Source organism: Leucobacter sp. cx-328 (assembly GCF_014530035.1).
Classification (GTDB): domain Bacteria; phylum Actinomycetota; class Actinomycetes; order Actinomycetales; family Microbacteriaceae; genus Leucobacter.
Genome location: NZ_JACVMX010000011.1, coordinates 80,575 through 104,824 on the forward strand (window position 1 = coordinate 80,575; position 24,250 = coordinate 104,824).

Annotated in this window: 20 protein-coding genes and 1 tRNA gene; 7 read left to right on the top strand and 14 right to left on the bottom strand. The window is 60.8% G+C overall.

Features of this window, described 5'->3' with window-relative positions; genetic code table 11:
- Positions 1-69: 69 nt before the first annotated feature.
- The gene (locus ICL81_RS11420; protein WP_188034997.1) at positions 70-981 is read right to left on the bottom strand and encodes a LysR family transcriptional regulator; all 912 of its coding nucleotides are present in this window, start codon (positions 979-981) and stop codon (positions 70-72) included.
- A gap of 71 nt (positions 982-1,052) precedes the next feature.
- On the opposite strand from ICL81_RS11420, the gene hisD reads away from it, so the two are divergent.
- Positions 1,053-2,369, top strand: coding sequence for a histidinol dehydrogenase (hisD, locus tag ICL81_RS11425; protein ID WP_188034998.1), 1,317 nt, complete (start codon positions 1,053-1,055; stop codon positions 2,367-2,369).
- A gap of 73 nt (positions 2,370-2,442) precedes the next feature.
- Here hisD and ICL81_RS11430 read toward each other — a convergent pair whose 3' ends face one another.
- The 5 genes from ICL81_RS11430 to ICL81_RS11450 all read right to left on the bottom strand — a co-directional run bounded on the left by ICL81_RS11430 (position 2,443) and on the right by ICL81_RS11450 (position 8,268).
- Positions 2,443-4,101, bottom strand: coding sequence for an amidohydrolase (locus tag ICL81_RS11430; protein ID WP_188034999.1), 1,659 nt, complete (start codon positions 4,099-4,101; stop codon positions 2,443-2,445).
- The gene (locus ICL81_RS11435; protein WP_188035000.1) at positions 4,098-5,414 is read right to left on the bottom strand and encodes an MFS transporter; all 1,317 of its coding nucleotides are present in this window, start codon (positions 5,412-5,414) and stop codon (positions 4,098-4,100) included. The genes ICL81_RS11430 and ICL81_RS11435 overlap by 4 nt, the downstream gene beginning before the upstream one ends.
- Positions 5,415-5,530: 116 nt before the next feature.
- Positions 5,531-6,148: a TetR/AcrR family transcriptional regulator gene (locus ICL81_RS11440; protein WP_188023264.1), complete on the bottom strand. Its 618-nt coding sequence runs from the start codon at positions 6,146-6,148 to the stop codon at positions 5,531-5,533.
- Positions 6,149-6,238: 90 nt separating this feature from the next.
- Complete coding sequence (locus ICL81_RS11445) at positions 6,239-6,973, bottom strand: response regulator transcription factor (protein WP_188035001.1); 735 nt, start codon at positions 6,971-6,973, stop codon at positions 6,239-6,241.
- Positions 6,970-8,268: a sensor histidine kinase gene (locus ICL81_RS11450; protein ID WP_188035002.1), complete on the bottom strand. Its 1,299-nt coding sequence runs from the start codon at positions 8,266-8,268 to the stop codon at positions 6,970-6,972. Before ICL81_RS11450 ends, ICL81_RS11445 begins: the two co-directional genes overlap by 4 nt.
- A gap of 164 nt (positions 8,269-8,432) precedes the next feature.
- On the opposite strand from ICL81_RS11450, the gene ICL81_RS11455 reads away from it, so the two are divergent.
- The 3 genes from ICL81_RS11455 to ICL81_RS11465 are packed head-to-tail and all read left to right on the top strand — an operon-like array spanning position 8,433 to position 11,685.
- Complete coding sequence (locus tag ICL81_RS11455) at positions 8,433-8,993, top strand: DUF4956 domain-containing protein (protein WP_188035003.1); 561 nt, start codon at positions 8,433-8,435, stop codon at positions 8,991-8,993.
- Complete coding sequence (locus ICL81_RS11460; RefSeq protein ID WP_251382130.1) at positions 8,990-9,808, top strand: polyphosphate polymerase domain-containing protein; 819 nt, start codon at positions 8,990-8,992, stop codon at positions 9,806-9,808. The genes ICL81_RS11455 and ICL81_RS11460 overlap by 4 nt, the downstream gene beginning before the upstream one ends.
- Positions 9,805-11,685, top strand: a complete 1,881-nt coding sequence (locus tag ICL81_RS11465; RefSeq protein ID WP_188035004.1) for a carbohydrate-binding domain-containing protein — start codon at positions 9,805-9,807, stop codon at positions 11,683-11,685. Before ICL81_RS11460 ends, ICL81_RS11465 begins: the two co-directional genes overlap by 4 nt.
- An 82-nt stretch (positions 11,686-11,767) precedes the next feature.
- Here the strand turns inward: ICL81_RS11465 and ICL81_RS11470 are convergent, their stop codons facing one another.
- From ICL81_RS11470 to ICL81_RS11485, 4 genes are all read right to left on the bottom strand, one after another.
- Complete coding sequence (locus ICL81_RS11470; RefSeq protein ID WP_188035005.1) at positions 11,768-13,777, bottom strand: LPXTG cell wall anchor domain-containing protein; 2,010 nt, start codon at positions 13,775-13,777, stop codon at positions 11,768-11,770.
- 198 nt (positions 13,778-13,975) lie between these two features.
- Positions 13,976-14,338, bottom strand: a complete 363-nt coding sequence (locus ICL81_RS11475; RefSeq protein ID WP_188035006.1) for a hypothetical protein — start codon at positions 14,336-14,338, stop codon at positions 13,976-13,978.
- Positions 14,339-14,431: 93 nt separating this feature from the next.
- Positions 14,432-15,928 carry a sodium/proline symporter PutP gene (gene putP / locus ICL81_RS11480; RefSeq protein ID WP_188035007.1) on the bottom strand — a complete coding sequence of 499 codons (1,497 nt, stop codon included), beginning with the start codon at positions 15,926-15,928 and terminating at the stop codon, positions 14,432-14,434.
- Between the two features lie 58 nt (positions 15,929-15,986).
- Entirely contained in the window at positions 15,987-19,556 is a 3,570-nt protein-coding gene (locus ICL81_RS11485) for a proline dehydrogenase family protein (protein ID WP_188035008.1), read from the bottom strand.
- Positions 19,557-19,703: 147 nt separating this feature from the next.
- Between ICL81_RS11485 and ICL81_RS11490 the strand changes: the two genes are divergently transcribed.
- Together ICL81_RS11490 and ICL81_RS11495 are read left to right on the top strand one after the other, a co-directional pair.
- The gene (locus tag ICL81_RS11490) at positions 19,704-20,618 is read left to right on the top strand and encodes a LysR substrate-binding domain-containing protein (RefSeq protein WP_188035009.1); all 915 of its coding nucleotides are present in this window, start codon (positions 19,704-19,706) and stop codon (positions 20,616-20,618) included.
- A gap of 113 nt (positions 20,619-20,731) precedes the next feature.
- Positions 20,732-21,088 carry a hypothetical protein gene (locus ICL81_RS11495; RefSeq protein WP_188035010.1) on the top strand — a complete coding sequence of 119 codons (357 nt, stop codon included), beginning with the start codon at positions 20,732-20,734 and terminating at the stop codon, positions 21,086-21,088.
- A gap of 220 nt (positions 21,089-21,308) precedes the next feature.
- Here the strand turns inward: ICL81_RS11495 and ICL81_RS11500 are convergent.
- From ICL81_RS11500 to ICL81_RS11510, 3 genes are all read right to left on the bottom strand, one after another.
- A tRNA-Asp gene (locus ICL81_RS11500) sits at positions 21,309-21,385 on the bottom strand.
- 110 nt (positions 21,386-21,495) lie between these two features.
- Complete coding sequence (locus ICL81_RS11505; RefSeq protein WP_188035011.1) at positions 21,496-21,870, bottom strand: PH domain-containing protein; 375 nt, start codon at positions 21,868-21,870, stop codon at positions 21,496-21,498.
- Between the two features lie 70 nt (positions 21,871-21,940).
- Entirely contained in the window at positions 21,941-22,912 is a 972-nt protein-coding gene (locus ICL81_RS11510; protein ID WP_188035012.1) for a hypothetical protein, read from the bottom strand.
- Positions 22,913-23,061: 149 nt separating this feature from the next.
- Between ICL81_RS11510 and ICL81_RS11515 the strand changes: the two genes are divergently transcribed.
- Positions 23,062-23,274 carry an NINE protein gene (locus ICL81_RS11515; protein ID WP_188035013.1) on the top strand — a complete coding sequence of 71 codons (213 nt, stop codon included), beginning with the start codon at positions 23,062-23,064 and terminating at the stop codon, positions 23,272-23,274.
- A gap of 185 nt (positions 23,275-23,459) precedes the next feature.
- Here the strand turns inward: ICL81_RS11515 and ICL81_RS11520 are convergent, their stop codons facing one another.
- Positions 23,460-23,906 (bottom strand): hypothetical protein, encoded by a 447-nt coding sequence (locus ICL81_RS11520; protein WP_188035014.1) that lies wholly within the window; start codon positions 23,904-23,906, stop codon positions 23,460-23,462.
- Between the last annotated feature and the right edge of the window lie 344 nt (positions 23,907-24,250).

Genomic DNA, 24,250 nt, shown 5'->3' on the forward strand with positions numbered 1-24,250 from the left:
AATCCACTTTTGCGCGCTTTGGCGTTTTGGTCCGCGGGCTGGAACGCTAAAGCGCGCAGTTCGTTCTGACTAGTCGAGCGGTTTCGCGACTCGCTTCTTCAGAATCGCACTCACTAAATCAATGAGTTCTAGAACCACCGGAGATAGCACGCTGTTTCTCCTCCGAATTACCGCAATTGTGTCATATAGCGGCTGCTCGAATGGGGCAACGTAGATGCCCGTCGGAAAGCTCTTACTCTGGGTGACAGCGTGCGACACCATGGTGTCACCCACGCCCCGTCGCACCAGCTCCAGCGCCGCTTCCAGGTATTCAACCTCAAACTGTGGCTGCAACCGCAAGCCGAGTCGCTGTGCACGTTCACTGAGCTGACGCCTCGTTGGATCATTCCAGCTATAACTTGCGTCATAAAGCACGATCTTTTTACTTGCAACGTCTTCGACCTTCACCGGCTTCGTTACATGTTCAGGGTTACTGCTGGCCCACATGACTTCGTCTCTAATCAATGGAAACACTTCGAGCTCGTCGTCTGGCACCGGCAACACCACGATCCCAGCTTCAAGCTTTCCTTCACGTACGCCTTCGACAACCTCGTACGAGTTTTGGCCGAAAAGCCTTACCTGCACTTCGGGATGACTGCGGTGGAATTCCTCCACCATGTCGGGGAGGAAGTAGAAATTTGCGTTACGGAGCACACCGATCGAAATCGATCCACGACGGGCACCCCGCATCTCAACAAGTGCTTCATCTGCGCGCTCTGAAGATTCAACAATCTGCCGCGCCCATCCCAAGAGTTCCTGCCCAGCGGCTGTGAGCATCAGTTTTCTTCCAGTCCGGATGAAGAGAGACATCTTGTGATGCTCTTCCAACTTCCGAATCAATGCTGAGACTGTGGGCTGAGAGACATCGAGTCTGGCAGCTGCGGCAGTGAAGGACCCGCCATCAACTGAATATACGAATGCCCGCAGCTGAGTAAGTGTCATAGCTTGATCCTATGGGATGTAGAGCTAGTTGCCACGTTGTATTAGACCCAACCGCTTTCTAGCATCAGATCATGAAGTTCACTCAGCCTATTCTTGACAAGTACGCCGGTCATTTCACCCGTTTGAAGACTCCCCTCGATGTGCCAGCCGCACAGCGCGACCCTGAGGTCGTTTCAAAGGTCTCGAGCATGCTCCTCGACATTGAACGTCGTGGCCTAGATGCTGTTCGCGACTACGCGAAGTCCCTCGACAACTGGCAGGGCCCAGATTTCGAAATCTCTGACAAGACCATCGCAACCAGTGGCGATCGAATTCCCCGTGAGCTTCGCGAAGCGATTGACCTTGGCGCAGAGCGCACCCAGGCCTTCGCCCGCCACCAACGCACCAGCCTTCGCGACTTCGAAGTTGAGCTCGCGCCCGGACTGCACACAGGGGTGAAGTACATACCTGTAGGCCGGGTTGGCGCTTACATGCCTGCAGGCCGTTTCCCTCTCACCGCGAGCGCATTCATGACAGTTGGTGTCGCAAAGGCGGCAGGCGTTCCTCAGGTAATCGCGTGTACGCCTCCCCAGCCTTCTGGCCTTGCGAACGACGCCGTGCTCTACACTGCAAAGGTTTCTGGCGCTGATCGCATCTTCCTTTTGGGCGGTGTTCAGGCTCTCGCAGCCATGGCATACGGCCTCATCGACGAACTCCCCGTAGATATGCTTGTTGGTGCCGGAAACGCCTTCGTGGCTGAAGCAAAGCGCCAGCTATTCGGGCAGGTTGCGATTGATCTGCTTGCGGGCCCATCCGAAATTGCGGTACTCGCAGATGAAACAGCCGATCCTGAGCTCGTCGCCGCTGACTTGCTTGGCCAGGCAGAACACGGCCCGAATTCTCCGGCGGCGCTGGTCACCACAAATGAAGCTCACGGCCGTGCAGTCATTGCAGCGGTGGAGCGACAGCTTCAAACGCTTTCCACTGCCCATATTTGTGGACCCGCATGGCGTGACTACGGTTCAGTTACGGTGGCAAGCTCCCGCGAAGTCGCCGTGGCGCTTATGGATGATTTGGCAACGGAGCACCTTGAGGTACTCACCTCTGATGATGCTTGGTATCACGAGAACCTACGAAACTACGGTTCAGTTTTCCTTGGCGAGTGGAGCACCGTTGCGTACTCAGACAAGGGAATGGCAGGAACAAACCACACCCTGCCCACGGCAGGCGGAGCGAAGCACAGCGCAGGCCTCTCGGTCGCACGCTTCCTGAAGCCTTTGACCTTCCAGCGGGTTGAGCGCGAGGCAACGCCGCTTCTGGCTCCCGCGACCGTCACCATCTCAGCTTCGGAAGGCATGTCAGCTCACGAAGCGACCGCGCAGATGCGACTCGATCGCTATAACCGTTAGGAACTGCTCGAACCTCGGTTTACACGCAGTGAAGCCCGGACCGCGATGGCCCGGGCTTCACTGCGTGTAGGCGTTAGCGGTTGTCTGCGACGATCCGCCCCTGACGCATTGTTAGTACGTTGCGCGTCTGCCAGATCTCGCTCGCGGGCGCCGCGAACGGGTTGCGGTCGGTGAGCGCAAGGTCAGCAACTGCACCGGCAGTGATGTGGCCGGCACCGCCCGGGGTACCGAGCAGCGAGTGCGAACCACGAGTGTACCCATCGAGGGCGACCTCGAGGGGCAATGCCTCATTGGGAAGGAGCGGCTCAGAATCAGCGATACCGGGCGCGCGGCGGTTCACCGCAACGTGCATCGCCTGCCAGGGATCGGGGGTCGAGACTGACCAGTCTGAACCGAATGCGACCTCGGTCCCGGCACGCATGAGCGACCCGAACGGGTACTGCCAGCCGGCGCGTTCTTCGCCCAAAATTGGCAGCGTGAGCTCGACCATCTGTGCCTCAAGTACCGCCCACAGCGCCTGACAGTTGGCGGTCACATCGAGCTCGACAAAGCGCGGAATGTCAGCGGGATCCACCACCTGCAGGTGCGCGATATGGTTGCGCACCCCGGCACGATCCGCCGCGGGAACTGCCGCAACCGCGTCGAGCGCGTACCGAGCTGCGCGATCGCCGATGGCATGGAAGTGAGCGTTGAATCCGCGCGCGTTGAGCTTGGGGACGAGCGCCTTAAGGTCTTCGGCGCTGAAGTATGCGAGGCCGCGATTGGCGGATCCGCCGCCGCAGTCACAGCCATCAACATACGGCTCGTTCATCGCGGCAGTGAGGTTCTCTGCCACACCATCGACCATAATCTTGGCAGTGCTCGTGTTGAAGCCGTGTGCGGCGGCCTCAGCGCGACGCCGCTCGAAGTCCGCGACGATCGCGTCGGCGTCGACGGGCGATTCAGGGTTCGACAGGTCACGAGTCACCCAGAGCGCGCCTGAGACATCAGCGTCTACCCCGTCTGCCATCTCAGCAGTGTAAGCAGGGGTGACGTCGGGGTATCCCGCGTATGCGCCCAGAATCGCTTCCTGCCAGGCGGTGATTCCGTAGCCGTGCAGAAGTTCTTGCCCACGCAGCAGGCCAGCGCGGCATTCCTCGATCGTGGTCGGGGGCAACACATGCGAGAAGAGTTCCTGGGCGCCCTCATGCATAGTGCCGCTCGGGGTACCGTCTTCGTGCCGCTCGAAGCGGCCGTCAGCGGGATCCGGCGTATTCGCGTCGATGCCAGCGAGCTCGAACGCACGCGAGTTCGCCCAGGCACCGTGGTGATCCGCGTTGATGAGGAACGCCGGTCGGTCGCTCACGATCGCGTCGAGCGCTTCGCGCGTCGGAGCGCCACCCTCGAAATGCGACATGCTCCAGCCGCCGCCAAGGATCCACTCACCATCGTGCGCTGACGAGTATTCTGCGATGCGCGCGAGTGTCTCTTCAGCGTTGTCACAATCGCTCAGCTCGCAGCGTCCAAGTTCAACGCCGCCAAAGACCGCGTGCACGTGGGCGTCAGCGAAGCTCGCATGCAACAGGCCGCCCCGCGCATCGATGTGCTCGGCGCCGACCGCCTCTGGCAGTGCGGCAATCGCGGCCGAGTCACCGACCGCGACAATCTTGCCGTTGGCGATGAGCACGCCTCGGCCTTCGACCGGAGTACCGCCGAGAAACGCGGTGGCGTTGGTAATGAGTGTGCGGATCATGCCTGAACTCCATTCGATACAGCTGCCTGCGCAGCGTCAGTGGGTGATGCGGTGGTCTGCTTCTGGTGCTGCTCTGCGAAGCGCGACGCGTAGATAATGAGGGCACCGCTCACGATCGCGATCGTCGTCATGACGGTTGCAAGCACGCCTGAGCCTGCGCGGTCAAACAACTGAGTCGACACAAGTGGGCCAAGGGCGACACCGAAAATGTAAACACCATTGACGAGCACACTCACGCCGCCGTCACGCGACAGCGACGCCGCAAGGCCGAAGATGAGCGGCAGCATTGCGCCGAACACGAAGCCCCATACGGCACTCGAGGTCGCATACATGACGGGGGTCGCGAGCGTCATGAGGCCGAGCTTTGCAATCGCGCTGACGCTGAGCAATCCGATGAGCGTTGCGGTGCGTCCGAACCACCGGTGCATGAACGGCGCCATGAGCGCACCAGCAAGCCCGCAGAATACGGAGAGCGCAAAGATCATAGGCACGAAGCTGTCTGAAACCTGCATATCGCTCTCACCAACAATCACGCCAACGAGCCCATAGACGCCATCATCGGTGATCGACCAAGCGCCGAAGCCGAGGGCGAGGAGCCAGCCGATTCGGCGGATCCGCCCCTCGCTCGCGTCGACTGCTTCGGCGACGGGTTTCCCCTCTGCACCGAGCGAACCGGGAGCGTGGGGTGCTGCATCACCGGCTGCCGCAGCAGTCGCTGCGGTACCAACGACGTCAATCGCGGCGGTCGCCTCAGGAACGCGAGGAAGCCAGTGCGCACCAATGAAGCCGAGGATGCCAGGGATCGCGAGGATAAGGAACAGCTCGCGCACGCCGCCGCCAACGAGTGGGATCGTCAGGAAGGCAACCGCGACAACGAAACGGTTGACGATCATGACAATTGTGGTCGATCGGTCGGGATCGGGTGTCGCCGAGACTGCGGCAGTCGCTGCCGAGATCACAAAGCCGGAGCCGATGCCTCCAGCAATCAGGGCGACCATGCTGACGTTTGCGACCGGCCAAATTGCGCCGGACAGGAACGCGAGCATCATGATCGCGAGACCGATACGCGCGATGACCACGCGATTTCCTCGCTGCACAGCGCGACGAGTCAGTAGCACCGCGGCGGCGTTCGCGAGGGTCATGCCGGTAGCGACGAACCCGGCGGTCGTCACCGATACGCCCAGTTCGTAGACGAGCTTTTCAACAATCGAGGGAACTAGGTTTGCTGGCAGGAGCGCAAACACCCAGGTGGTGATGAGCGCGCCCATTGTGGGAGCACCGGCGCGAGCTACGCCGGTTGTGGGTCGGGACATTCTCGGTCTTCCTCTTCGTTGGGGTAGAGCCTGCGCGACGACGGAGTCGCGCATCGTGAATTGCGTGGGAGGTGAGTGTTGGTGGTGCTGGGTGAACCGGTGCGCTACCGCGCGCGTCAGTTCTTGCTCTCGGTGCTGGTCGCCCCACGCAGCAGGCCAGTGAGCAAATCATCGATCGTTGAACGCAGGTGCACGCGGCGATCGAAATCTTCGGGGAGCGTCGCGAGCGCCGCACTCAAGTAGGGGTGCGCCTCTGACGAGATCTCCCCTTCCTGGAACGGCGGTGCGAGCAGGTCGAACGCGGCGCCAACGACCGCGGCATCGATCGTGCCAATGAATGGCAGGATCCGTTCGGTTGCGACGCCGAGACTGTGCAGTGTCTCTGCGACATCCTCATAGAACCAGGTGAGCTCGTCATCGCGGAGCGGTTCGGTCACGAGGTACGGCACGAGCGCGGGAATGCTGCTCGCGAAGTCGGCGTACGAGCGGACGATTGCCGAGAGCCGCTCGCGGCCTGTGATTTCCCCGAGTTCGGCGCGCAGCTGTGTGATCCATTCCCGGCGAAGCAGGTGTACGATCGCGGCCTTTGACGGCACATGGTGATAGATCGAAGACACACGCACATCGAGTGCCCGGGCAAGCTGAGCGAGCGTGAAGTCGCCGTCTGTGCTGAGCACACGGACGGCAGCGAGGATGCGCTCTTCGCTGAGGATGGGGGTGTGGGGTCGCGCCATTGCAATCCAATCGATCGATTGGAATCACAATAACCGAGCGGCGCTCGGTTTAACAAATGTAGCGTCGTTCGGTTTAGGCCACAGCCATGCTTAGCCCCCGAGCCCAGGCACCAGCAGCCCGCTCTCGTACGCGAGAATCACGAGCTGTGCACGGTCGTGCGCAAACACCTTCATCATGATGCGGTTCACGTGCGTTTTCGCGGTGTGCGGCGAGATGAAGAGCTCATCTGCGATCTCTTGATTCGATTTGCCGCGTGCCACGAGCAGCAGCACCTCACGCTCACGCTCAGTCAGCGTTGCGAGTTCTGGGTGCGCGGCCTCGTCCACGGCAGGCGCGGCCGGAGCGGCAACGTATCGCGCGATAAGGCTGCGGGTTGCGGCTGGCGACAGCAGCGCGTCACCGGCGTGCACGGCCTGTACCGCGCGCACGATTTCTTCTGGCTCTGCGCCCTTGCCGAGAAACCCGCTCGCGCCGGCCCGGAGCGCCGCGACGACGTTCTCATCTTCCTCGAACGTTGTGAGAATGAGCACGCGTGTACCGGCCCGATCAGAGTCGGAATCACCCGCGCCCACTGCACTCGCGCCACCCGTACCACCGGCACCCGCCGCCCCCTCACACAGTGCTGCAGTCGCAGAGATACCGTCGAGCTTCGGCATCCGGATATCCATGAGCACAACATCAGGGTCCAGCTCTGCGGCGAGCGCGAGCGCTTCCTCCCCGTTGGTTGCTTCTCCGACAACGTCAATGTCGTCTTCACTCGCCAGAATGTCAACGACAGCCTGCCGAATGAGCGACTGATCGTCGACCACGAGTACGCGAATCATGCGTTGTCCTCTCGTTTGAGCGGCAGTCGAGCTGCGAGCGTAAAGGTTTCGTTGGTGGCGATGTCGACCGATCCGCCGATTGATGCGACCCGCTCACGGATGCCGGTGAGTCCGAGGCCACCTCGCAGCGGATCGGGTTGGTTGCGGCCAGCAGCCGATACTGGGTTGGTGATAGTGACGACCGCGTCGCCGCCATCGATTGCGATGGTGACGGAGGCTGTGCCGCCCGAGCCGTGCTTGTGGGCGTTCGTGAGGCCTTCCTGCACGACCCGGTAGAGCACGCGGCCGGTCGCGCCGGTCACCTGCGGCAGCGCTTCGGCGCCTGTGAGGGTAACCGTGAGCCCAGCGTCACGTACCCGGTCGGTGAGGGTCATGATGTCTTCGGCGGTCGGCTGGGGCGGGGCTGCGCCGGTCTCGTCCTCTGTGCGGAGATAGTTGAGGAGCTCACTAATCTCTGACAGCACCTCGCGCGATGATCGGCGGATGGTGCGCAAGGCAGTCCGGGCTTTCTCTGGCTTGGCGTCGAGGGCGCTGGAGGCCACTCCCGCGTTCAGGCTAATGACCGAGATCTGGTGTGCGACCGTGTCGTGGAGGTCCTGCGCAATGCGCAGTCGTTCCTCTGCCACGCGCTGCTGCGCCTCAGCCTCGCGTGTCTGCTCGGCTCGTTCCGCGCGCTCGGTCGCTGCTGCGGCAGCCTCACGCTTTGAGCGGGTGCTGTCCCCGAGCGCCGCCGCGACCGCGATGCCAGCTGCGATTTGGAAGACGCGCACATCAATCACACCGAACTCCGAGCTCGTGAGACTCAGTGCGACCACGATCACGGTCGCGGTGCCCCCCACGATGAGGGTCGTGCGACGCGTGAGCGTTGCGCCGAGGTTGTATGCGGCGAGCACGACCACGATGCCGACGCCCATGGCGGGTTCTCGCAGCAAGATCGTCAGGCAGTACAGTGCGAGACCCGTCCCCATGACCGTGACGGGCCAGCGCCGGCGCAGCGGAATAAGCGCGCACGCCACGAGCACGATGATGAGTGGCAGCAGGAACGTCAGCGCCGGCTGATCGATACCGCCAGGGCCAGTCAGGTCGCCGGGGTCGATCCGCCCATCAGTGGGACGGCCACCGCCGTCAGCACCGCCGCCGAGCCACCGGCCGCCGCCCGGCATCATCGGAACTCCGAAGAACGAGGTGACGAGCACAACCGCAATCGCGAGCACGTCGCTCCCCCAGGTGGGGAAGCACGCAAGCCAGTGTTGTCCTGCCGCAGCGGCAGTCGGTGGCTCGCGTTTCGTGTGCATACCTCCATTGTGTCGAAGCATCCCGTGCGAAGGAATCATCCGATCGCGGAATCCCACGTACTGCAAACGCAGTACATCGAATGCCCTCGCAGGGGTGACGCGCGCCACAGTGATCCTCGAAAAGCTAGATACAGCTAGAAAACATGCCTCTCAAGGAGCCTTCATTGATCAACACCACATTGGTCCTCGCGGTGATCGACATCGCCGCTATCCTCGTTCTCGTCTTCGGCGTCTACTATCGGCGCCACCGTCGTCGCGACCTGGTTGTCGCGTTCCTCGGGGTGAATGCTGGCGTGCTCGCGGTGACCATGGTGCTCGGCAGTTCACAGGTCGCGGCTGGCCTCGGTCTCGGTCTCTTCGGCGTTCTCAGCATCATCCGCCTACGTTCGTCTGAGATCTCGCAGCGCGAAGTCGCTTACTATTTCGCAGCGCTCGCCATGGGGCTCATCGGCGGCCTCGCTGGCGGCACAAACCTCATTCTGCCAAGCGCCCTCATCGTCGCGATCGTGGCGATGATGTGGTTCGCGGATCACCCCCGCCTCCTCGCCGGCTCCCGCCAGCAGGTCGTGCGGCTTGATCGCGCAATCACCGATGAGAGCGAGCTCACTCGCGTCCTCGCTGAGCGCCTCAACGCCCGCGTCACCGCCGTCACCGTGCAACAGATCGACCTCGTTAACGACAGCACCCTCGTTGACGTGCGCTACCAGCTCAAGCAGGGCGCATGATCAGCGCACGTGACGCCATGACCGCCCGCCTCGGATTCACCTGGCTCACTCCCATTTCCCTCGATGAGATCGTGTCAGAGGCCGCGCTCCTCCAGCGTGTGGACCGCAAGTACCTCCTCCCGGCCGATGCGGCTACTCAGGTGCTCGGTTCGCTCGATCCGCACACGCGAGTGCTCGAGATCGACGGCCAGCGCACGTTCGCCTATGACTCGGTCTACTTCGATACCGATGATTTCGCGGTGTACCGTCTCACCGCGCAGCGGCGCCGGCACCGGTTCAAGCTGCGCACACGCACGTACGTCGACACCGGCGGCTGCTTCCTCGAGGTGAAAACCAAGGACGGTCGCGGAATGACCATCAAGACCCGCATCCCCTGGGACACGGCGGATCGTTCCAAGCTCACCACCCCTGGCCGCAACTTCGCTGCCTCGGTGCTCGAGCCGCACGGCGTCGACGCATCGCTCGTCGCGCAGCTCACCCCCAGTATGACCAGCCGCTACCAGCGCACGACCCTACTCCTGCCTGGCGGGAGCAGAGCCACGATCGACACCGATCTGCACTGGCTTGATGCGGATGGGCGAGAGATCCGCGCCGATGGCAACGTCATCATCGAGACCAAGTCAGCCCAGCGCGTGAGCGATCTCGACCGGGCCCTTTGGCGTGCGGGTCATCGGCCCAGCGGCATCAGCAAGTTCGGCGTCGGCACTGCCGCACTCTACCCGTCGCTGCCCCACAACAAGTGGGCGCGTGTGCTCGGCCACAGCTTCAGCCGCTCTCCCAAATCTGCAATCCCCACAACTCTGGAATCACTATGAATCGCAAGTTACTTGCCGGAATCACCATCCTCAGCGGCGCACTCCTTTTCGCCGGTTGTACCGCTGCAACGAACGCGTCTGGTGACACGTCAACCGCGACGGCGGCCGACCTCACCCCGACCGCAGTCATGGCCGAGAACGCTGACTACACGACCGTCAATACCGACGAGTGGGACACTGCTGACTCCATCGCCGTCGACCTCGCGAAGCCCGCTGGCACCGGCGTGAAGGTCAGCGGATCCACCATCACCATCACCGCAGCCGGCGTCTACCGCTTGTCTGGATCGCTCGCCGGCCAGGTCGTCGTCGCAGCCCCGGACGATGCACAAGTCGTCCTCATCCTCGACGGTGCCGTCATCACGAACACCGGCGGATCGGTCATCGACGTGCAATCTGCCGATGATGTCGCGATCCATCTCGCCGACGACAGTGTGAACGCCGTATCCGACGCGGCATCGTATGCCGAGGACGCAACGGCCAATGCCGCCATTTACTCCGCGGCGGATCTCACGATCAGTGGCGGCGGATCCCTGACGGTCCACGGCAACGGCAACGACGGCATCACGTCGAAGGACGACCTCGTCATCCTCGACGGCGACATCACCGTCACCGCCGCAGCAGACGCACTGCGCGGCAAGGACTCACTCGTCGTCGAAGGCGGAACGTTGGACCTCACCGCAACCACGGGCGACGGCCTGTACAGCAAGGGCGACCAGAGTAAGGACGCCGCCGACATCGATTGGACCCGCGGCTACATTTACGTCTCAGGCGGCACCATCGACATCACCGCGGGCGACGACGGCATTCAGGCGTTCACCGACACGGTGATCGCGGGCGGCACGGTCAACGTAGCCGCAGCGGATGACGGTATCAAGGGCGAGGCGATCGTGTCGATCGGCGTACTCGACGATGCCGAGGCTGACGCCAGCGAGCCCGCCGTGACCGTGTCGAAGTCGAACGAGGGCATCGAGGCGGCCAGCATCGGCATCAGCGCTGGCAAGATCAAGGTAACCGCGAGCGATGACGGCATGAACGCCTCGGGCATGGCAGATTTGCAGGCGCTCATGGCCGGCGAATCAGCTGCAGATGCCGCTGAGGCCGAAGCTGAGACGGCGCCCGCAACCGAGACAGAGGCCGAAGCCAAAACCGAGACCGCCCCCGAAACCGCACCTGGTGGCGGTGGCGGTGAGTTCCAGGACAGCGGCGAAGTCTTAAACATCAGCGGCGGCAAGGTCACCGTCAATGCCGAAGGAGACGGCCTCGATTCGAACGGAAGCCTCACCATCACCGGCGGAACTACCACCGTCTATGGCCCCACTCGCGGTGGCAACGGCTCACTCGATGCCAATGGCGACATGACCGTGGATGGAGGCACCGTGTGGGCCTTCGGTCCTGGCGACATGGAGCAGACACCTTCAGCTGGCGACCAGGACTGGGTCGTCATCAAGGCAACGCTTGCAGCAGGTGCGACCGGCACCATCGTTGACGCGTCAGGTACCGAGGTCGGTAAGTTCACTTCGTTGAAGGCAGCCGCATCGGTCATTCTCTCAAATAACAAGATCGTCGAGGGCGAGACCTACTCGGTCATGGTTGACGGCGAATCAATCGGCGATGCAGTCGCTGGCGAGGGCGGCATGGGCGGTCCTGGTGGAGGCGGCATGGGCGGCCAAGGTGGCCCTGGTGGCGACAACGCCGGTGGCCCAGGTGGCACTCCCCCGACCGACGGCGAGCGCCCAGCGCTTCCCGACGGCATGAGTCCCGACGATATGCCGGAGCCGCCCGAGGGCTTCGACGGTGAGCGTCCAGAGGGTGCGCCTGAACGCCCGAACGATGAGCAAGCGGGATCGACGAATATCGCTGACGTGGTGCAGTCGTAGAGATGACAGCGCAGAGAGGGGCGGGGAGCGCAGCGAATTGCTGCGCTCCCCGCCCCTCTCTGCGCGTTACGCGTCTACATCGCTATGCGCGGCGGCGACGTGCCACCAGCACCGTGCCACCGGCCGCGGCAATTGCTGCACCGCCAAGCACGAGCCACAGCATTTCTGCGCCACCGGTACGAGCGAGCGATCCACCATTGTTGGCGGCTGCATTAGTGACGGAACCTGTGCCAGCTGCCCCGCCGTTGGAACTTGCACCGTTGGTGCCAGATCCGCCGCCAGTGCTGCCGCCGTCAGTACCGTTTCCGTTACCGTTACCGCCATTGCCATTGCCGCCGTTGCCGCCGTTCTCGTCACTCGTATCAAGTACCAGAGTCGCGGCATTCGTCGTTGCGCTTCCCTCAGAGTTCGTGACAACCGCACGGAAGCGGATACCATCATGCGCCTTATTGGCAATGACATTCATGCTCAAACCGTCGGCGGCGACCGACGCAGCCTTATCAATAGAAACCGGCTGCCAGTTTTCGGCGCCCCGTACCGCAGCGCGTGAAACATTCGCATCTCCTGGCATGTCGACCTGCCATTCGACTGTGGGGTTCGGGAATCCAGTCAGCGATAGCTCAAACTTCGCGGTTTCACCGAGACGTACCTTCACGTCTTTGAGTTCAGCGAGTGTGGGTGCACCGACGTAGCCATAGGTTTCATTAACGATGGGTTTCTGTGCAGCACCGCCGACGGCCCATTCCGTGGTCACATCAACCTGCGCCGGCGTATGAGCAGGAGCAGTCACTTCCCAGTGAGTCGCATCAATCTGTTCGATATCGGTTGCCGCTTCTCCCCCGAAGTCGACGCCAGTGACTACAGCTTCCGGGGTATCAAGCGCCACCGGAAGGCCACTGGTCTCGCCGCCAGGGTTCGTACCCCAGAGGTACGCCTCGCCGTCGTCACCCATCGCGGTAATCGAATCCATGCCAGCACGAAGATCGTGCAGCTTCGGGAGGCCCTCAGGCAGGCGTGCTGACGCAGGTTCGTACGGCCTGTAGCTTTCGTCATAACGCGTCGCGGGGCTATCGCCCCACACGTATAGGAATCCCTCACTACTCAGCGCAGCACTGAATTCGTTGGAACCGACGAGCTCCGCTGCGAACTGCGGCAACGTGGGGGTTGCACGGGTGAAACCATAGACTTCGCTGGTCCTATTTTCAACACCCGCCTGCCCATAAGAGTGACGACCTGTGCCGGCGCCCCAACCATCTTCCTTAGTGATCAAGGAAGTTCCGGAGCCGTCGCCAAGCGAAGCACTAATGTTCACAACTTTGGTACCGGCAGGAACGTGGTCACTTACAAGCAACGCCGGCGTGAGCTGGAAGGCAACGCTTCCGTCGGTCGACAGCGCACCGTACATGCCATTTCCCCAACCGTAGAGTGCGCCCTCGTCGGTCAGCGCCAGCATGTGCTCGCCACCAGCTGAGATCTTTGCGAACTTCGTAACCCCTGCGGGCATAGTTGCAGCCACCGGGGTGTAGCTCGCGCGCGTTGTACCCGTGCCAAGCACGCCTTCGGAGTTGACGCCCCAGCCATAAATCAGGCCGTCCTCCGCGAGAACGCTCACGTAGTTTCGTCCGACTCCGACCTGGACTGCAGTGACACCTCCTGGAAGCTCAACAGCGGTTGGCACGTCCGCGGTGTCGTTTGTTCCGTTGCCAGAAAAGGCGTCCCACACATACACCGTGCCGTCTTCAGCGATGGCCGCGTTGCCGACCGTTCCAACTGCAATCTGGGTGAACTTCACGCCCTCAGGCGTGGTAATCCGCTGTGGAGAGAGGTTGGCCTCACCAGCCTGACTATCATTTCCCCAGGTGTACAGCAGGCCGTCAGTGGCAAGGCCAAGACCGTGGCTACGACCTGTTTCCACAGACACCCACGTCGGTCCCTGCGGGACTTCAACAACTACACGTGTTCCACCAGCAGCTGGACCGGTGTTTGGCAGCAATGGTCCAACTGCGGTCGGTGTCGCCTGAGCAGTTCCTGCGCCGGCTAGCAGCAATGCTGCGGTGGCACCGGCTACCCAGAAGCCCTTCTTCAAAACCATGTTCGTAAGCATCCCTCATGTTTGCGGCATAGGCATCACCTTGCTGACGGCAAAACCCTTGCAAACGGTATTGGGAAACAACACTGGTTGTCTTGCGAAATGCGCTGTGTTCCATGGCGAAAACTCGCCATGGCGCAAATACGACAGGGGGCCAGCTGCCTCGGCAGCTCGCCCCCTGAGTTCTGAATGGTTATCGAACTACTCGGCGTAGTAGTCGTTTCCGCGTGAGAACTCCACGAAGGTACAGTCTTCGCCACCGACCGACCACGCATCATGTCCGGGCGGAAGCAGCATCGCGTCTCCTGCCGAGAACTCCTGGTAGGAGCCGTCCTGCATCTCGACACCAAGGGTGCCCGCGGTCACGAGCGCGACATGCGGCAGCTCGCACAGTTCCGTGCCAGCCACCGGCTTGAGATCTTCACTCCACTTCGCGTCGACGTGGAACGTGACCTGGGTCACATCCACACCGTTTAATTCAGCCGCGCGCTTCGAAATACGACCGTACATAGTGGGCTCGATATCTGCCAGAGTTGCGGTCTGCATGAGCGGATCAAAAGACATATCTTCTCCTCGTTGAGTCGGGTGGGATGACAGCCTGAGTCTATGGATCACCACCCGACCCGGGAGAAGCATTACGCCAGATGACGCCGGCCGTTACCGTTCTTTTGAAGCAACGAGCAGCGTGCCTGTGTCAGCGAATTCGCGCTCGATCTCAGCGTTGTGCTTGTACGTGAGTTTGCTCACGATGACTGAGACAACTGTCGCAAGAACGAATGCGGGCAACAGCTCGTACAGCCCGGTGCCCAGCTGCTTCCAGATGAAGACAACGAGCGCACCCGTCACCATGCCCGCGATCGCACCCTTGTTCGTGAGTTTGCGCCACAGCAGACTCAGCAGAACGATCGGACCGAAAGCTGCGCCAAAACCTGCCCAGGCAAACGACACGAGTCCGAGAATGTTGTCATTCGGGCTGATCGCGAGCAGTGCGGCGATGATTGCCACGAGCAGCACGCCTCCCCGGCCAAGCACCACCAGTGTCTTCTCGCTCGGAGCTGGCTTACGCGCAAGCCGATAGATGTCTTCGACCAGGGCCGACGAGCACACGATGAGCTGACTCGACAGCGTGCTCATAATTGCGGCCAGCACTGCGGCGAGCACGAGGCCTGCAACGAGCGGATGCAACAGCGTCTGTGACATCAACAGCACAACGGTCTCTGGGTTACCTAGTTCGCCACCGGTCTTTGCGAAGTAGGCAATGCCGACAAGACCACAGACCACCGCGCCGGCCAATGACAAGAGCTGCCAGCTTGTGCCGATGCGACGAGCACTGGCGGCCTCTGCGGGGCTCCGCAGCGCCATGAACCGCACGATGATGTGCGGCTGACCAAAGTACCCGAGGCCCCATGCCAGGCCAGAAACGACGATGAGGGTGGCGGCACTTGCGCCGAGATCCGCGCCCCCGAAAATGGCCAGGTTGCTTGCGCCAACAGACTCGACGATGGTTGCGGTCTCGCTGAGGCCGCCGATGTTGATGATTGCGATGATTGGAACAACGATGAGTGCAACGACCATCATGAGTCCCTGCACCACATCGGTGAGGGATGCTCCAAGGAAGCCGCCGAAGAGCGTATACGCGAGCGTCACGACGGTGACGAGCAGCATGCCAATGATGTAGTCGCCGCCGAATGCGCTCTCGAAGAAGACGCCGCCAGCTACCATGCCGCTCGATGCGTAAATGGTGAAGAACACCAGAATGATGATGCTCGAAACGATGCGAAGCACGTGCGTCTTGTCGCGCAAGCGGTTTTCGAAGAAGCTCGGAATAGTGATCGAGTTCCGGGAAACCTCACTGTAGGCACGAAGTCGGGGTGCGACGATTCGCCAGTTGAGATAGGAACCGATGAGTAGGCCGACCGCGATCCAGCCTTCGATAAGTCCTGTCGCGTAGATCGCTCCAGGAAGGCCCATGATGAGCCAGCCCGACATGTCAGATGCACCTGCGCTGAGCGCCGCAACCCAGGGTGGAAGCCCGCGGCCTGCAAGCATGTAGCCCTCGTGTGAGTTCGTCTTTCGGAACGCGAGGAAGCCGATGAGTAGCATCAGCGAGAAGTACAGCCCGAGGGCGATGTACAGGTATATCTGGTCGGACATCGTTGTCACCTTTCTAGGGTTTGTCATGCGGCCGACGGTGGCCGACCGCATGACCGTGTTAGATCACGTTTTCTGAGAACTTGTATGGCGTGCCGAAGCGGTGTGCAGTGAGGGAAACCGCTTGTTCGCGGAGGAACGGCAGCATTTCCACCCGACCAGCCGACACCGGAGGACGGCCGTACACTGCGATATCAGGCTTGCCACCCGACGCTTCGTAGATGTCAGCAAGGGCCGCCTCACGTGACGCCCCAGCTACGAGTCTGACGCGGCATCCCGCTGCAGGGCCCTCGACCGCAGCGACCGAGGCGATTCGTTTCTGCCAGCTGTCGCGGCTCTCCACGACCACGAGGACCTTTGCTGCCTGAAGCGTTGCACGCACGGCGTCCGGCAGTTCGGCCTCAGAGCTCACGAGCGGCATGGCTTTGGCCGCAAGCGCCGCACCAAGTGCTCGCAGCACATGTGAAGTTGACGCGTCAGCTGTCAGGCGCATGAGGACGTGATCATGCGGGAGGTAGCGCAGAATATTACGTTCAGCCTGCAACCCCGATTCATCATGCGTGACACCAAACTCACTCGCGAGTGCGGCAGCATCAGAGCTAAATGCAGTCCGGAGCCAAGTGTGATCAGCTTCGCTCGTGGAGCCGCCGGCGGTTACTGTGGCAACGGCGGCGCGATGCAGTTGGGAAACGAGTGGTGACAGCGGGAGTTCTTCCCCGCGCACTGGGGCGTCCTCCCACGCGCCAAGTCCGTACAAGTAGTTCGGTCCGCCAGCTTTCGTCCCCGCGCCAATTGCTGACTTCTTCCACCCGCCGAATGACTGGCGTCGCACGATAGCTCCGGTAATCCCGCGGTTCACGTACAGGTTGCCCGCCTCGACACGACTAAGCCAGGTCTCCAGCTCATCGGCGTCAAGCGAATGCAAGCCACTCGTCAGGCCATAGTCTGTTGCGTTCACCAGATCGATTGCCTCGTCGAGAGTCTTTGCAGTCATGATGCCAAGAATCGGACCGAAGTACTCAGTGAGATGGAACTCACTGCCCGGCTGTACGCCGTCGCGCACGCCAGGGCTCCAGAGCCGATGTTCACCATTGCGATCACGCGCGAGGGAGCTTTCAGTTGCCACTGGCTCCGGCTGAATAAGCCAGGTTTCCCCCGCCCCGAGCTGGGTGAGTCCGCGCAACAGTTTGCCCGCCGGCGCGGTAATCACCGGACCCATCTGTGTGCCGAGCTGCTCCGGCGTACCGACGTGCAACGATGCGATGTCGTCGAGCAGCTGCCCGCGGAAGCGCTTCGAATTGGCCACTGAGCCCACAAGCACCACAAGCGATGCCGCTGAACATTTCTGGCCAGCGTGGCCGAATGCTGACTGGGCGACGTCGCGAGCGGCCAAATCGAGGTCAGCGTTTGGCGTCACGATGATCGCGTTCTTGCCGCTCGTCTCAGCAAGCACCTGCATGTCTTTCCTAAATCCGCGGAACTTCACAGCTGTTTCGTACGCACCCGTGAGAATCACCCGGTCAACCCGCTCGTCTGCGACCAGCACACTGCCAAGCTCGCGCTCATCAAACTGCACAAACTGCAACACATCGCGCGGCACTCCCGCCTCCCACAAGGCTTCCGCCATCACGGCGCCCGATCGAGCTGCGGTTGCTGCGGGTTTCAGAATGACGGCGGATCCTGAAGCGAGCGCAGCAAAAGTTCCACCGGCAGAGATCGCAACCGGGAAGTTCCACGGTGGAATCACCGCAGTCACCGAGCTCGGAACATACTTCGCACCGTCGACGTTGTCGAGCTGCTGCCCGAGCATCGCGTAGTAGTTTGCAAAGTCGATCGCCTCAGACACCTCGGGATCACCCTGGTCAAGTGTCTTCCCGCATTCGGAGCCCATGACTTCGAGGAGGTCCCCACGGCGCCGCTCCAAGTACTCGCCAGCGCGAATCAGAATGCGCGCCCGCTCGTCTGCGCCAAGCGCCTGCCAACCAGCAGCGGCCTGCTCGCTCCGGTCGATGACATATTCAACGGCCGCTGCGTCTTGCAGCGTTGACGCGTCAACGGTATCTACCCCGAGTGTTGACGAGGTCATTCGACTCGCAATCTGGGCACCCCATTCGCGATTGCCGGGAAGATCCGCATCGGAGTCAGGAACGTTTTCAAACCGTCCCTTCCGGCCTGCCTGTACACGGGCAGCGATGCGAGCCTCAAGTTCGACTTCATCGAACTTGCGTCGGTCCTGCGTACGGTTCGGGGTAGGTACCCGATAGTTGTTGTCATTTCCGTCAGCAGTAATAGCTTCGAGCGCACCGAGGGATGCCCGGAAACGCGCCTTCTCTCGCTCGAACAACGTCTTGTTGTGGTCAAGCTCAAACACTGCCGACATGAAGTTCTCTGGGCTCGCGCCTTCCTCCAGTCGACGGATCAAGTATGCAATCGCGACATCAAACTCCTGCGGGTGCACCACCGGCGTATACAACAGCAGCGACCCGACTTCCCGACGAACGGCCTCTGCTTGGCCCGTGGCCATGCCGAGCAGCATCTCGAATTCGATGCCAGACTCGGCACCGCGTTCCTTCGCCAGGAGCCACGCGAGCGCGATGTCGAAGAGGTTGTGGCCTGCGACGCCCACTCGTACATTGCGCACCCGATCAGACGTCAGCGCGTAGTCGAGAACGGCTTTATAACTCGTGTCCGAGGCCTGCTTACTTTCCCACGTCGCGGCGGGCCAACCGTGGACCTCTGCTTCAACGTGTTCCATCGGCAGGTTGGCCCCCTTCACCACCCGCACTTTGATGGGCGCACCACCGCGCGCAACACGATCCGCAGACCACTCTTGTAGGCGCATCATCGCGGCTAGCGCATCTGGGAGGTACGCCTGGAGCACAATGCCAGCCTCAAGCGTGAGAAATTCGGGGCGGTCCAACATTTGCGTGAAGACCGCGATAGTGAGGTCGAGGTCTTTGTATTCCTCCATGTCGAGATTGATGAACTTGTGCGGGACTGCTGCAGCGGCCCGCTCAAACAGCGGCCGCAACTGCTGTTCAATCTGTTCAACTGCCTCGTCAAAGGCCCAGTGGTTGTGCGGGGCGACCGTTGACGACACCTTGATCGAGACATAGTCCACATCGTCCCGAGCGAGGAGCGTGTGCGTGCCCGCCAGCCGACGCGCTGCCTCACGTTCGCCGAGAATGGCTTCACCCAAGAGGTTGATGTTGAGCCGAACGCCCTCGCGCTTAATCTTCGCAATCGCGGGGCCGAGCTTCGCTTCGCTCGCATCGATAATGAGGTGGCTCACCATGCGGCGCAGAACGTTTCGGGCGATCGGCACGACAACACCCGGCATCGGTTTTGCCAGGGCACCACCCAGCGAGATTGCAGCCCGCAGCGGGGCAGGGAGAAACTGCGGGGTCAGAGGCGTCAGCTCGTTGAGCTTCTTCGCCGCCGCGTTGAGATCTTCTGGCCTTACCACTCCGTCGACAAATCCGACAGTGAATTCAAGCCCATTCGGATCTCTGAGCACACCCGCCAACCGCTCTGCCGAGGGGTCAGTGGGGAACGCCGCTGCTTCCCTGATCCACCGCTCTACAAGCGCAATTGCGGAGTCGGCGAGGTCCTGGGGACGGATGCTGTTCATTCAAGGCCTTTCTTGAACACTGCGCGGCAACTGTGCCGGCACTGGTGGGTACAAGCCAGTGTGACCAGGTGGAAAGCATGAAGTACAGCGACAGAATCTTTAAGATAAGGTGAAGAAAAACTTCACAATGTCGTGAAAGGTGTTGCTGTGCTTGAGATTAAGCGACTTCGGTTGCTCTGGGAATTCCATGCTCGAGGAACCATTTCGTCGGTTGCTTTGGCGCTCAATTTCAGTCCGTCTGCGGTTTCACAGCAGCTCGGCATTCTTGAACGCGAGGTTGGAGTGCAGCTTTTGCGCCGCGTCGGGCGCTCTCTCGAACTCACGCCAGCGGGCGAAGTACTCGTTGCCGAAACCGAATCGCTCCTCGCCAGTCTTGAACAGGCAGAGGCCGCCATGCAGCGCGTGCGTGACGAAGTGATCGGCACGGTTCGCGTTGCCACGTTTCAAACGGCGATGCTCACGGTCGTTCCCGGTGCACTGCGGCGCATCCGCGCAGCTCACCCAGAGCTCCGCGTCGAGGTGATGCAGTACGAACCTGGAGCCGCGCTGCAAGAGACATGGGCTCGCGGCTTCGATCTGGTGATTGCTGAGCAGTACCCCGATCACTCCACAGCGCACTTCACGGGGCTCGATCGTGTGGATCTCACGAGCGACCCGATCCGCCTCGGAATCCCGCCGCTCGGTGCGGCTGGCGGGCGCTACGATCACGTGGCAGGGATCGCGGATCTCACCACTGCCGCGTGGGTCATGGAGCCACAGGGCGCAGCGACAAGGCACTGGGCTGAACAAGCCTGCCGTCAGCTTGGATTTGAGCCAGATGTCCGCTTCGAAACCGCTGATCTGCAGGCGCACCAGCGTCTCATCGAAGCTGGCGAGGCCGTAGCGTTGCTCCCAGGCCTCGCCAGAGTCGGCGCTGACACCCAGATGCGCATGCTCGACCTCCCAGGGTCGCCAACTCGCACTATTTTCACGGCCGCTCGGAAGTCACGCGCGCAGAGTCCAGCGTTGCAGGCGGTACGTACGGCGCTGGCAGCCGAGGCAAACTACCTGGTGTTCGAGTGACGAGGTCAGCCATTCCCCATTCAGCGTAATTCTTGTCATTCTGACCGTATTAGTGGCACCATCGAGGCACGCCCTGTGTGCTTCACCGCAGCAGGACAACCGAGAGGATCTCCGTGACCAACAGAAATCGTGTCATTCTGGGCAATCATTCGGTGACGATCGTGCCCCGCGGCATGGATGCCATCTGGGGTCTGCGTCGCTCGATCGCAATCCCCTACGCCGACATCGAGTCTGTCCACGCGGATCAGAAGCGGTACCCACTCGGATTCGCCACCCGCATCGGCCTCGACATGGGCGCAAAGCGTGTCGGCACATTCTTTCGCGACGGCGAGAAGATGTATTTCAACGTCTCTGGGTTCGGCCCGTCGCTGCGGCTCGAGCTGAAACCAGGAGCCGCCTACGCACGCGTGGTGCTCACGGTGCAGGATGCTGACGCACTCGGGGCGCGGATCAGGGAGCGGCTCGGCTAGCTCTCTGCTTTCCCACTGCGCCCAATCCCGCCAACCCCGCGGCCCGGAAACTCTACCAACCCCGCTAAAAGGGGCGTTTCTGCCGAAACAAGGCTCTTCATGCGCATGAAAGGGGTGATCTCGGCAGAAACCGTCTGTTTCGAGGGGTTGGCCCGACGAGGTTTGCAATCAGGCACACAAAATCAGAAAAGCCCCTCTTTCGAGGGGCTTTTCGTCGCATTGGCGACCCTGACGGGACTTGAACCCGCGACCTCCGCCGTGACAGGGCGGCGCGCTAACCAACTGCGCTACAGGGCCGAACAGGTAAGAGCTTATCCGGTAAATCCTTCATGGTTCAAATCCAGGGGAGTTCGCCACGCCGAATATTGGAAAATCTGGGCGGAGATACGCAGCGCTTCGCACTGCGTTTAGTGGGAGTTCAACACGGCCCATGCAATGAGGCTATCGATTCGACGAACATCGGCTCCCTTGCCGAGTTTTACTTTGATGTGACCTGCACGCGTCCAAAGTTCGATCTCTCCATCGCGGTCCAGAATGCCACCGGCGTTCTCAGATGACCACATGTTGATTGAACTGTACGGCAGCGAGTAGATCTCTACTTTCTTACCGGTGATCCCCTGCGCGTCCTTAACGATAAGTCGTTTCGTCGTGAACGTCGCCGAGTCTCGGAAAGTCTGGAACGCGGCAACAGCCTGTTCACCTTCGGCAAGAAGAGCCAACACATCTTGAGGAACTGGAATCTCGTTTCGGAGCGTCCAATTCAGTGCAGGTTGATTTTCCAAGAGGGTCTCCTAAGTTCTGACAGGTTGCCATTTGCCGTTCCCTGAGCATTCAAGATGCTATCTGCCATTGCTACTTGGCGGAGTGCTCCTTTGCCACTGTGTTCACGGCTGCAAAGTACCCGGCGAGGGCAGTGTTCAGGTCTGCCGCCGTCGCGTTCGAATCAGCAGACAGCTCAGCCGCCTTACTTGCGGCGACTTCGACAGGCTTGATATCACCCTTTGCATACGCAAGCTTGAGTCCAGCAATTTTGCTTGGCAGTGCCTTCGTTGCGGCAACGAGCGCAGGTCGAACGGTCTGCACAGATTTGGAGAGCGCCCGAACTTCTTCGATCGCAGTGTTACTTTCTGCCGCCGAGGTCTTTTCTTCGGCCTTTGCCTCGTCAAGTGCAGTACGGAGCTTCTCGAGCTTGTCTTTGCTGTAGGTCTCAGTGAATTCGACCTCTACCTCGGCCACCGGGAGCACGCCGAGCACGTTTGCCGCCTGATCCGCCGACCAATCGATGAGGCTCGCGGGGAGGTTGGCAGCTGCATACGCTGCTTCGTCTTCGCGCAGGGCGCTCAGCGCAGCAGAGAGATCTGCGCCATCGCTCGCTGGCTTCGCCTCATCAAGAATCGCTTGGAGCGCTTTGCCCTCTTCAGCGAGGGCCTTTGCCTCTTCCTTTCCGAGGGCAGTTGCATTGGCGGATCCCCAGTTCTGCAGGTCAGCCGCGAGCTTGGTGGCTTCCTGGTACGCCGCTCCATGGAGTTCATGAGCCGCATCACGAGTCGCCTCATTGTTGGCAATCGTTGTGCGAATCTTTGTCAGACTTTCGAAATCACTCTGGTACTCAGTCTTGTTCGCGAAGTGCAGCGCGAGTGGAACGGCCACGACCGCAGCAACCAGCAGGAAAATGGCGATCGAAATCCCGAGGATCCGGTACCACTTCAGCGGTCCCGTGAATTCCTCGTGTTGGATGCCGACCTGAGGTTCTGGTTCGGGTTCAAACACGAACGGCTCGTCGTCACGTTCGATCCGCTTCGGCGTATTTTCCCGGTCTTGCATGTGCTCCTCACCCTCGTCCTCAGCTATTCACCCACTGAGGGCGTTGTTTAGGAACAAGATACTCTGCACGGCAATGATCAACCTGGAACGCGAAGCCGCACTCACAAATCACTCACCCGCGGCGGTGCCCGGTAAGGAATAATCCAGATATGGCTAAAACTTTCAACCACAAAGAAAAGGGCATCGCCTTCGGACTCACCCTGCTCGGGTTTATCTTGTGTGCGGGGCTGCAGCATTTCTACCTGGGTCGAATCTTCCGAGGACTGCTTTGGTTCTTCACTGGTGGCCTCTTCTTCATCGGCACCATCTATGATCTGTTCACCATCGGTCGACAGGTAGAGCGAGTCAATAGGCAGATGTAGCCCGACATGCCCAAGGCCGCAGAGCGCGGACATTGGGACGCGCCCTGAGGCCTTTAGCGTTCTAAGGTTTTTCCTTCGAAGATAGCTCTTCGTCGCGGGAAGGGAAGGTCGAAAGCGGCTCTCAGAGCAACTGCATTTGAGACGCGTAGCCCAGGAAGGGAGAGACCCGAAATTTGCGCGTGGGACTACTTGCGCTCCATTTTGATAGTCATCGTCGTTCCCACCGCAGTGACTTCATAGCTGAGTACACCATCCGCGTATGAGAACTCCTTCGTGTCCTCGCTTGAAGCCATCAATGCGCTTGCCATTGTCTCGGTATCGCCCTGCGACGTCCACGAGAATGCCTCGTCCGTGTTTTCACTGGGCACTGAGCCTACCCAGTACAGTGAACGCGAATCAGGGGCGATCCAATTCACCGTAATAACACCGTCGATGATTTCTGCAGCGTGGTAGTTTTCTTCACTCTTCTTATTGGACTGCTCCCAGGCCCCATTGAGGTCGAGCGCTGCCGGTGCAGCAGTCTCTTCTTCCCGCGATGCAGTGCTACCTTCAGTCAACGGTGCGCTAGACGTTGAAGAGCACCCAGTGAGCGCGAACAAAGACACAAACCCGATTACAACAAGCTTCTTCATCTTTGAATTATCTCAGCAACGGCTTGCTGTTTTTGCTCCATGACACACGGGCTGAATCGGAGTATCCAATGAGAAAAGGAAACTCACTTCGGCGGCTACCGAAACCCACGAAACCGGGGCATTCTGCCGAAACCATGAGTTTCATGCGCGAGAAAGGGCTCATCTCGAGAGAAACGATCAATCTCGAGGGATTGAGTCCAGAAAGAGGCCTACGAAGGGGTTATAGGACAAAACGTGTGTAACGAATCCTGATCTAGCCGCATAAACACGCCCCTAAACAAGGACCGTCTTACCCCGGCACCATTAACCGTGCCGGAAATCAGTAACACCACCCATTGCGTGAT

What these genes read in the sequence shown, in the direction of transcription:
- ICL81_RS11420 (WP_188034997.1), bottom strand. Translation starts at nt 981, where the DNA reads ATGACACTTACTCAGCTGCGGGCATTCGTATATTCAGTTGATGGCGGG.
- hisD (WP_188034998.1), top strand. Translation starts at nt 1,053, where the DNA reads ATGAAGTTCACTCAGCCTATTCTTGACAAGTACGCCGGTCATTTCACC.
- ICL81_RS11430 (WP_188034999.1), bottom strand. Translation starts at nt 4,101, where the DNA reads ATGATCCGCACACTCATTACCAACGCCACCGCGTTTCTCGGCGGTACT.
- ICL81_RS11435 (WP_188035000.1), bottom strand. Translation starts at nt 5,414, where the DNA reads ATGTCCCGACCCACAACCGGCGTAGCTCGCGCCGGTGCTCCCACAATG.
- ICL81_RS11440 (WP_188023264.1), bottom strand. Translation starts at nt 6,148, where the DNA reads ATGGCGCGACCCCACACCCCCATCCTCAGCGAAGAGCGCATCCTCGCT.
- ICL81_RS11445 (WP_188035001.1), bottom strand. Translation starts at nt 6,973, where the DNA reads ATGATTCGCGTACTCGTGGTCGACGATCAGTCGCTCATTCGGCAGGCT.
- ICL81_RS11450 (WP_188035002.1), bottom strand. Translation starts at nt 8,268, where the DNA reads ATGCACACGAAACGCGAGCCACCGACTGCCGCTGCGGCAGGACAACAC.
- ICL81_RS11460 (WP_251382130.1), top strand. Translation starts at nt 8,990, where the DNA reads ATGATCAGCGCACGTGACGCCATGACCGCCCGCCTCGGATTCACCTGG.
- ICL81_RS11465 (WP_188035004.1), top strand. Translation starts at nt 9,805, where the DNA reads ATGAATCGCAAGTTACTTGCCGGAATCACCATCCTCAGCGGCGCACTC.
- ICL81_RS11470 (WP_188035005.1), bottom strand. Translation starts at nt 13,777, where the DNA reads ATGGTTTTGAAGAAGGGCTTCTGGGTAGCCGGTGCCACCGCAGCATTG.
- ICL81_RS11475 (WP_188035006.1), bottom strand. Translation starts at nt 14,338, where the DNA reads ATGTCTTTTGATCCGCTCATGCAGACCGCAACTCTGGCAGATATCGAG.
- putP (WP_188035007.1), bottom strand. Translation starts at nt 15,928, where the DNA reads ATGTCCGACCAGATATACCTGTACATCGCCCTCGGGCTGTACTTCTCG.
- ICL81_RS11485 (WP_188035008.1), bottom strand. Translation starts at nt 19,556, where the DNA reads ATGAACAGCATCCGTCCCCAGGACCTCGCCGACTCCGCAATTGCGCTT.
- ICL81_RS11510 (WP_188035012.1), bottom strand. Translation starts at nt 22,912, where the DNA reads ATGCAAGACCGGGAAAATACGCCGAAGCGGATCGAACGTGACGACGAG.
- ICL81_RS11515 (WP_188035013.1), top strand. Translation starts at nt 23,062, where the DNA reads ATGGCTAAAACTTTCAACCACAAAGAAAAGGGCATCGCCTTCGGACTC.
- ICL81_RS11520 (WP_188035014.1), bottom strand. Translation starts at nt 23,906, where the DNA reads ATGAAGAAGCTTGTTGTAATCGGGTTTGTGTCTTTGTTCGCGCTCACT.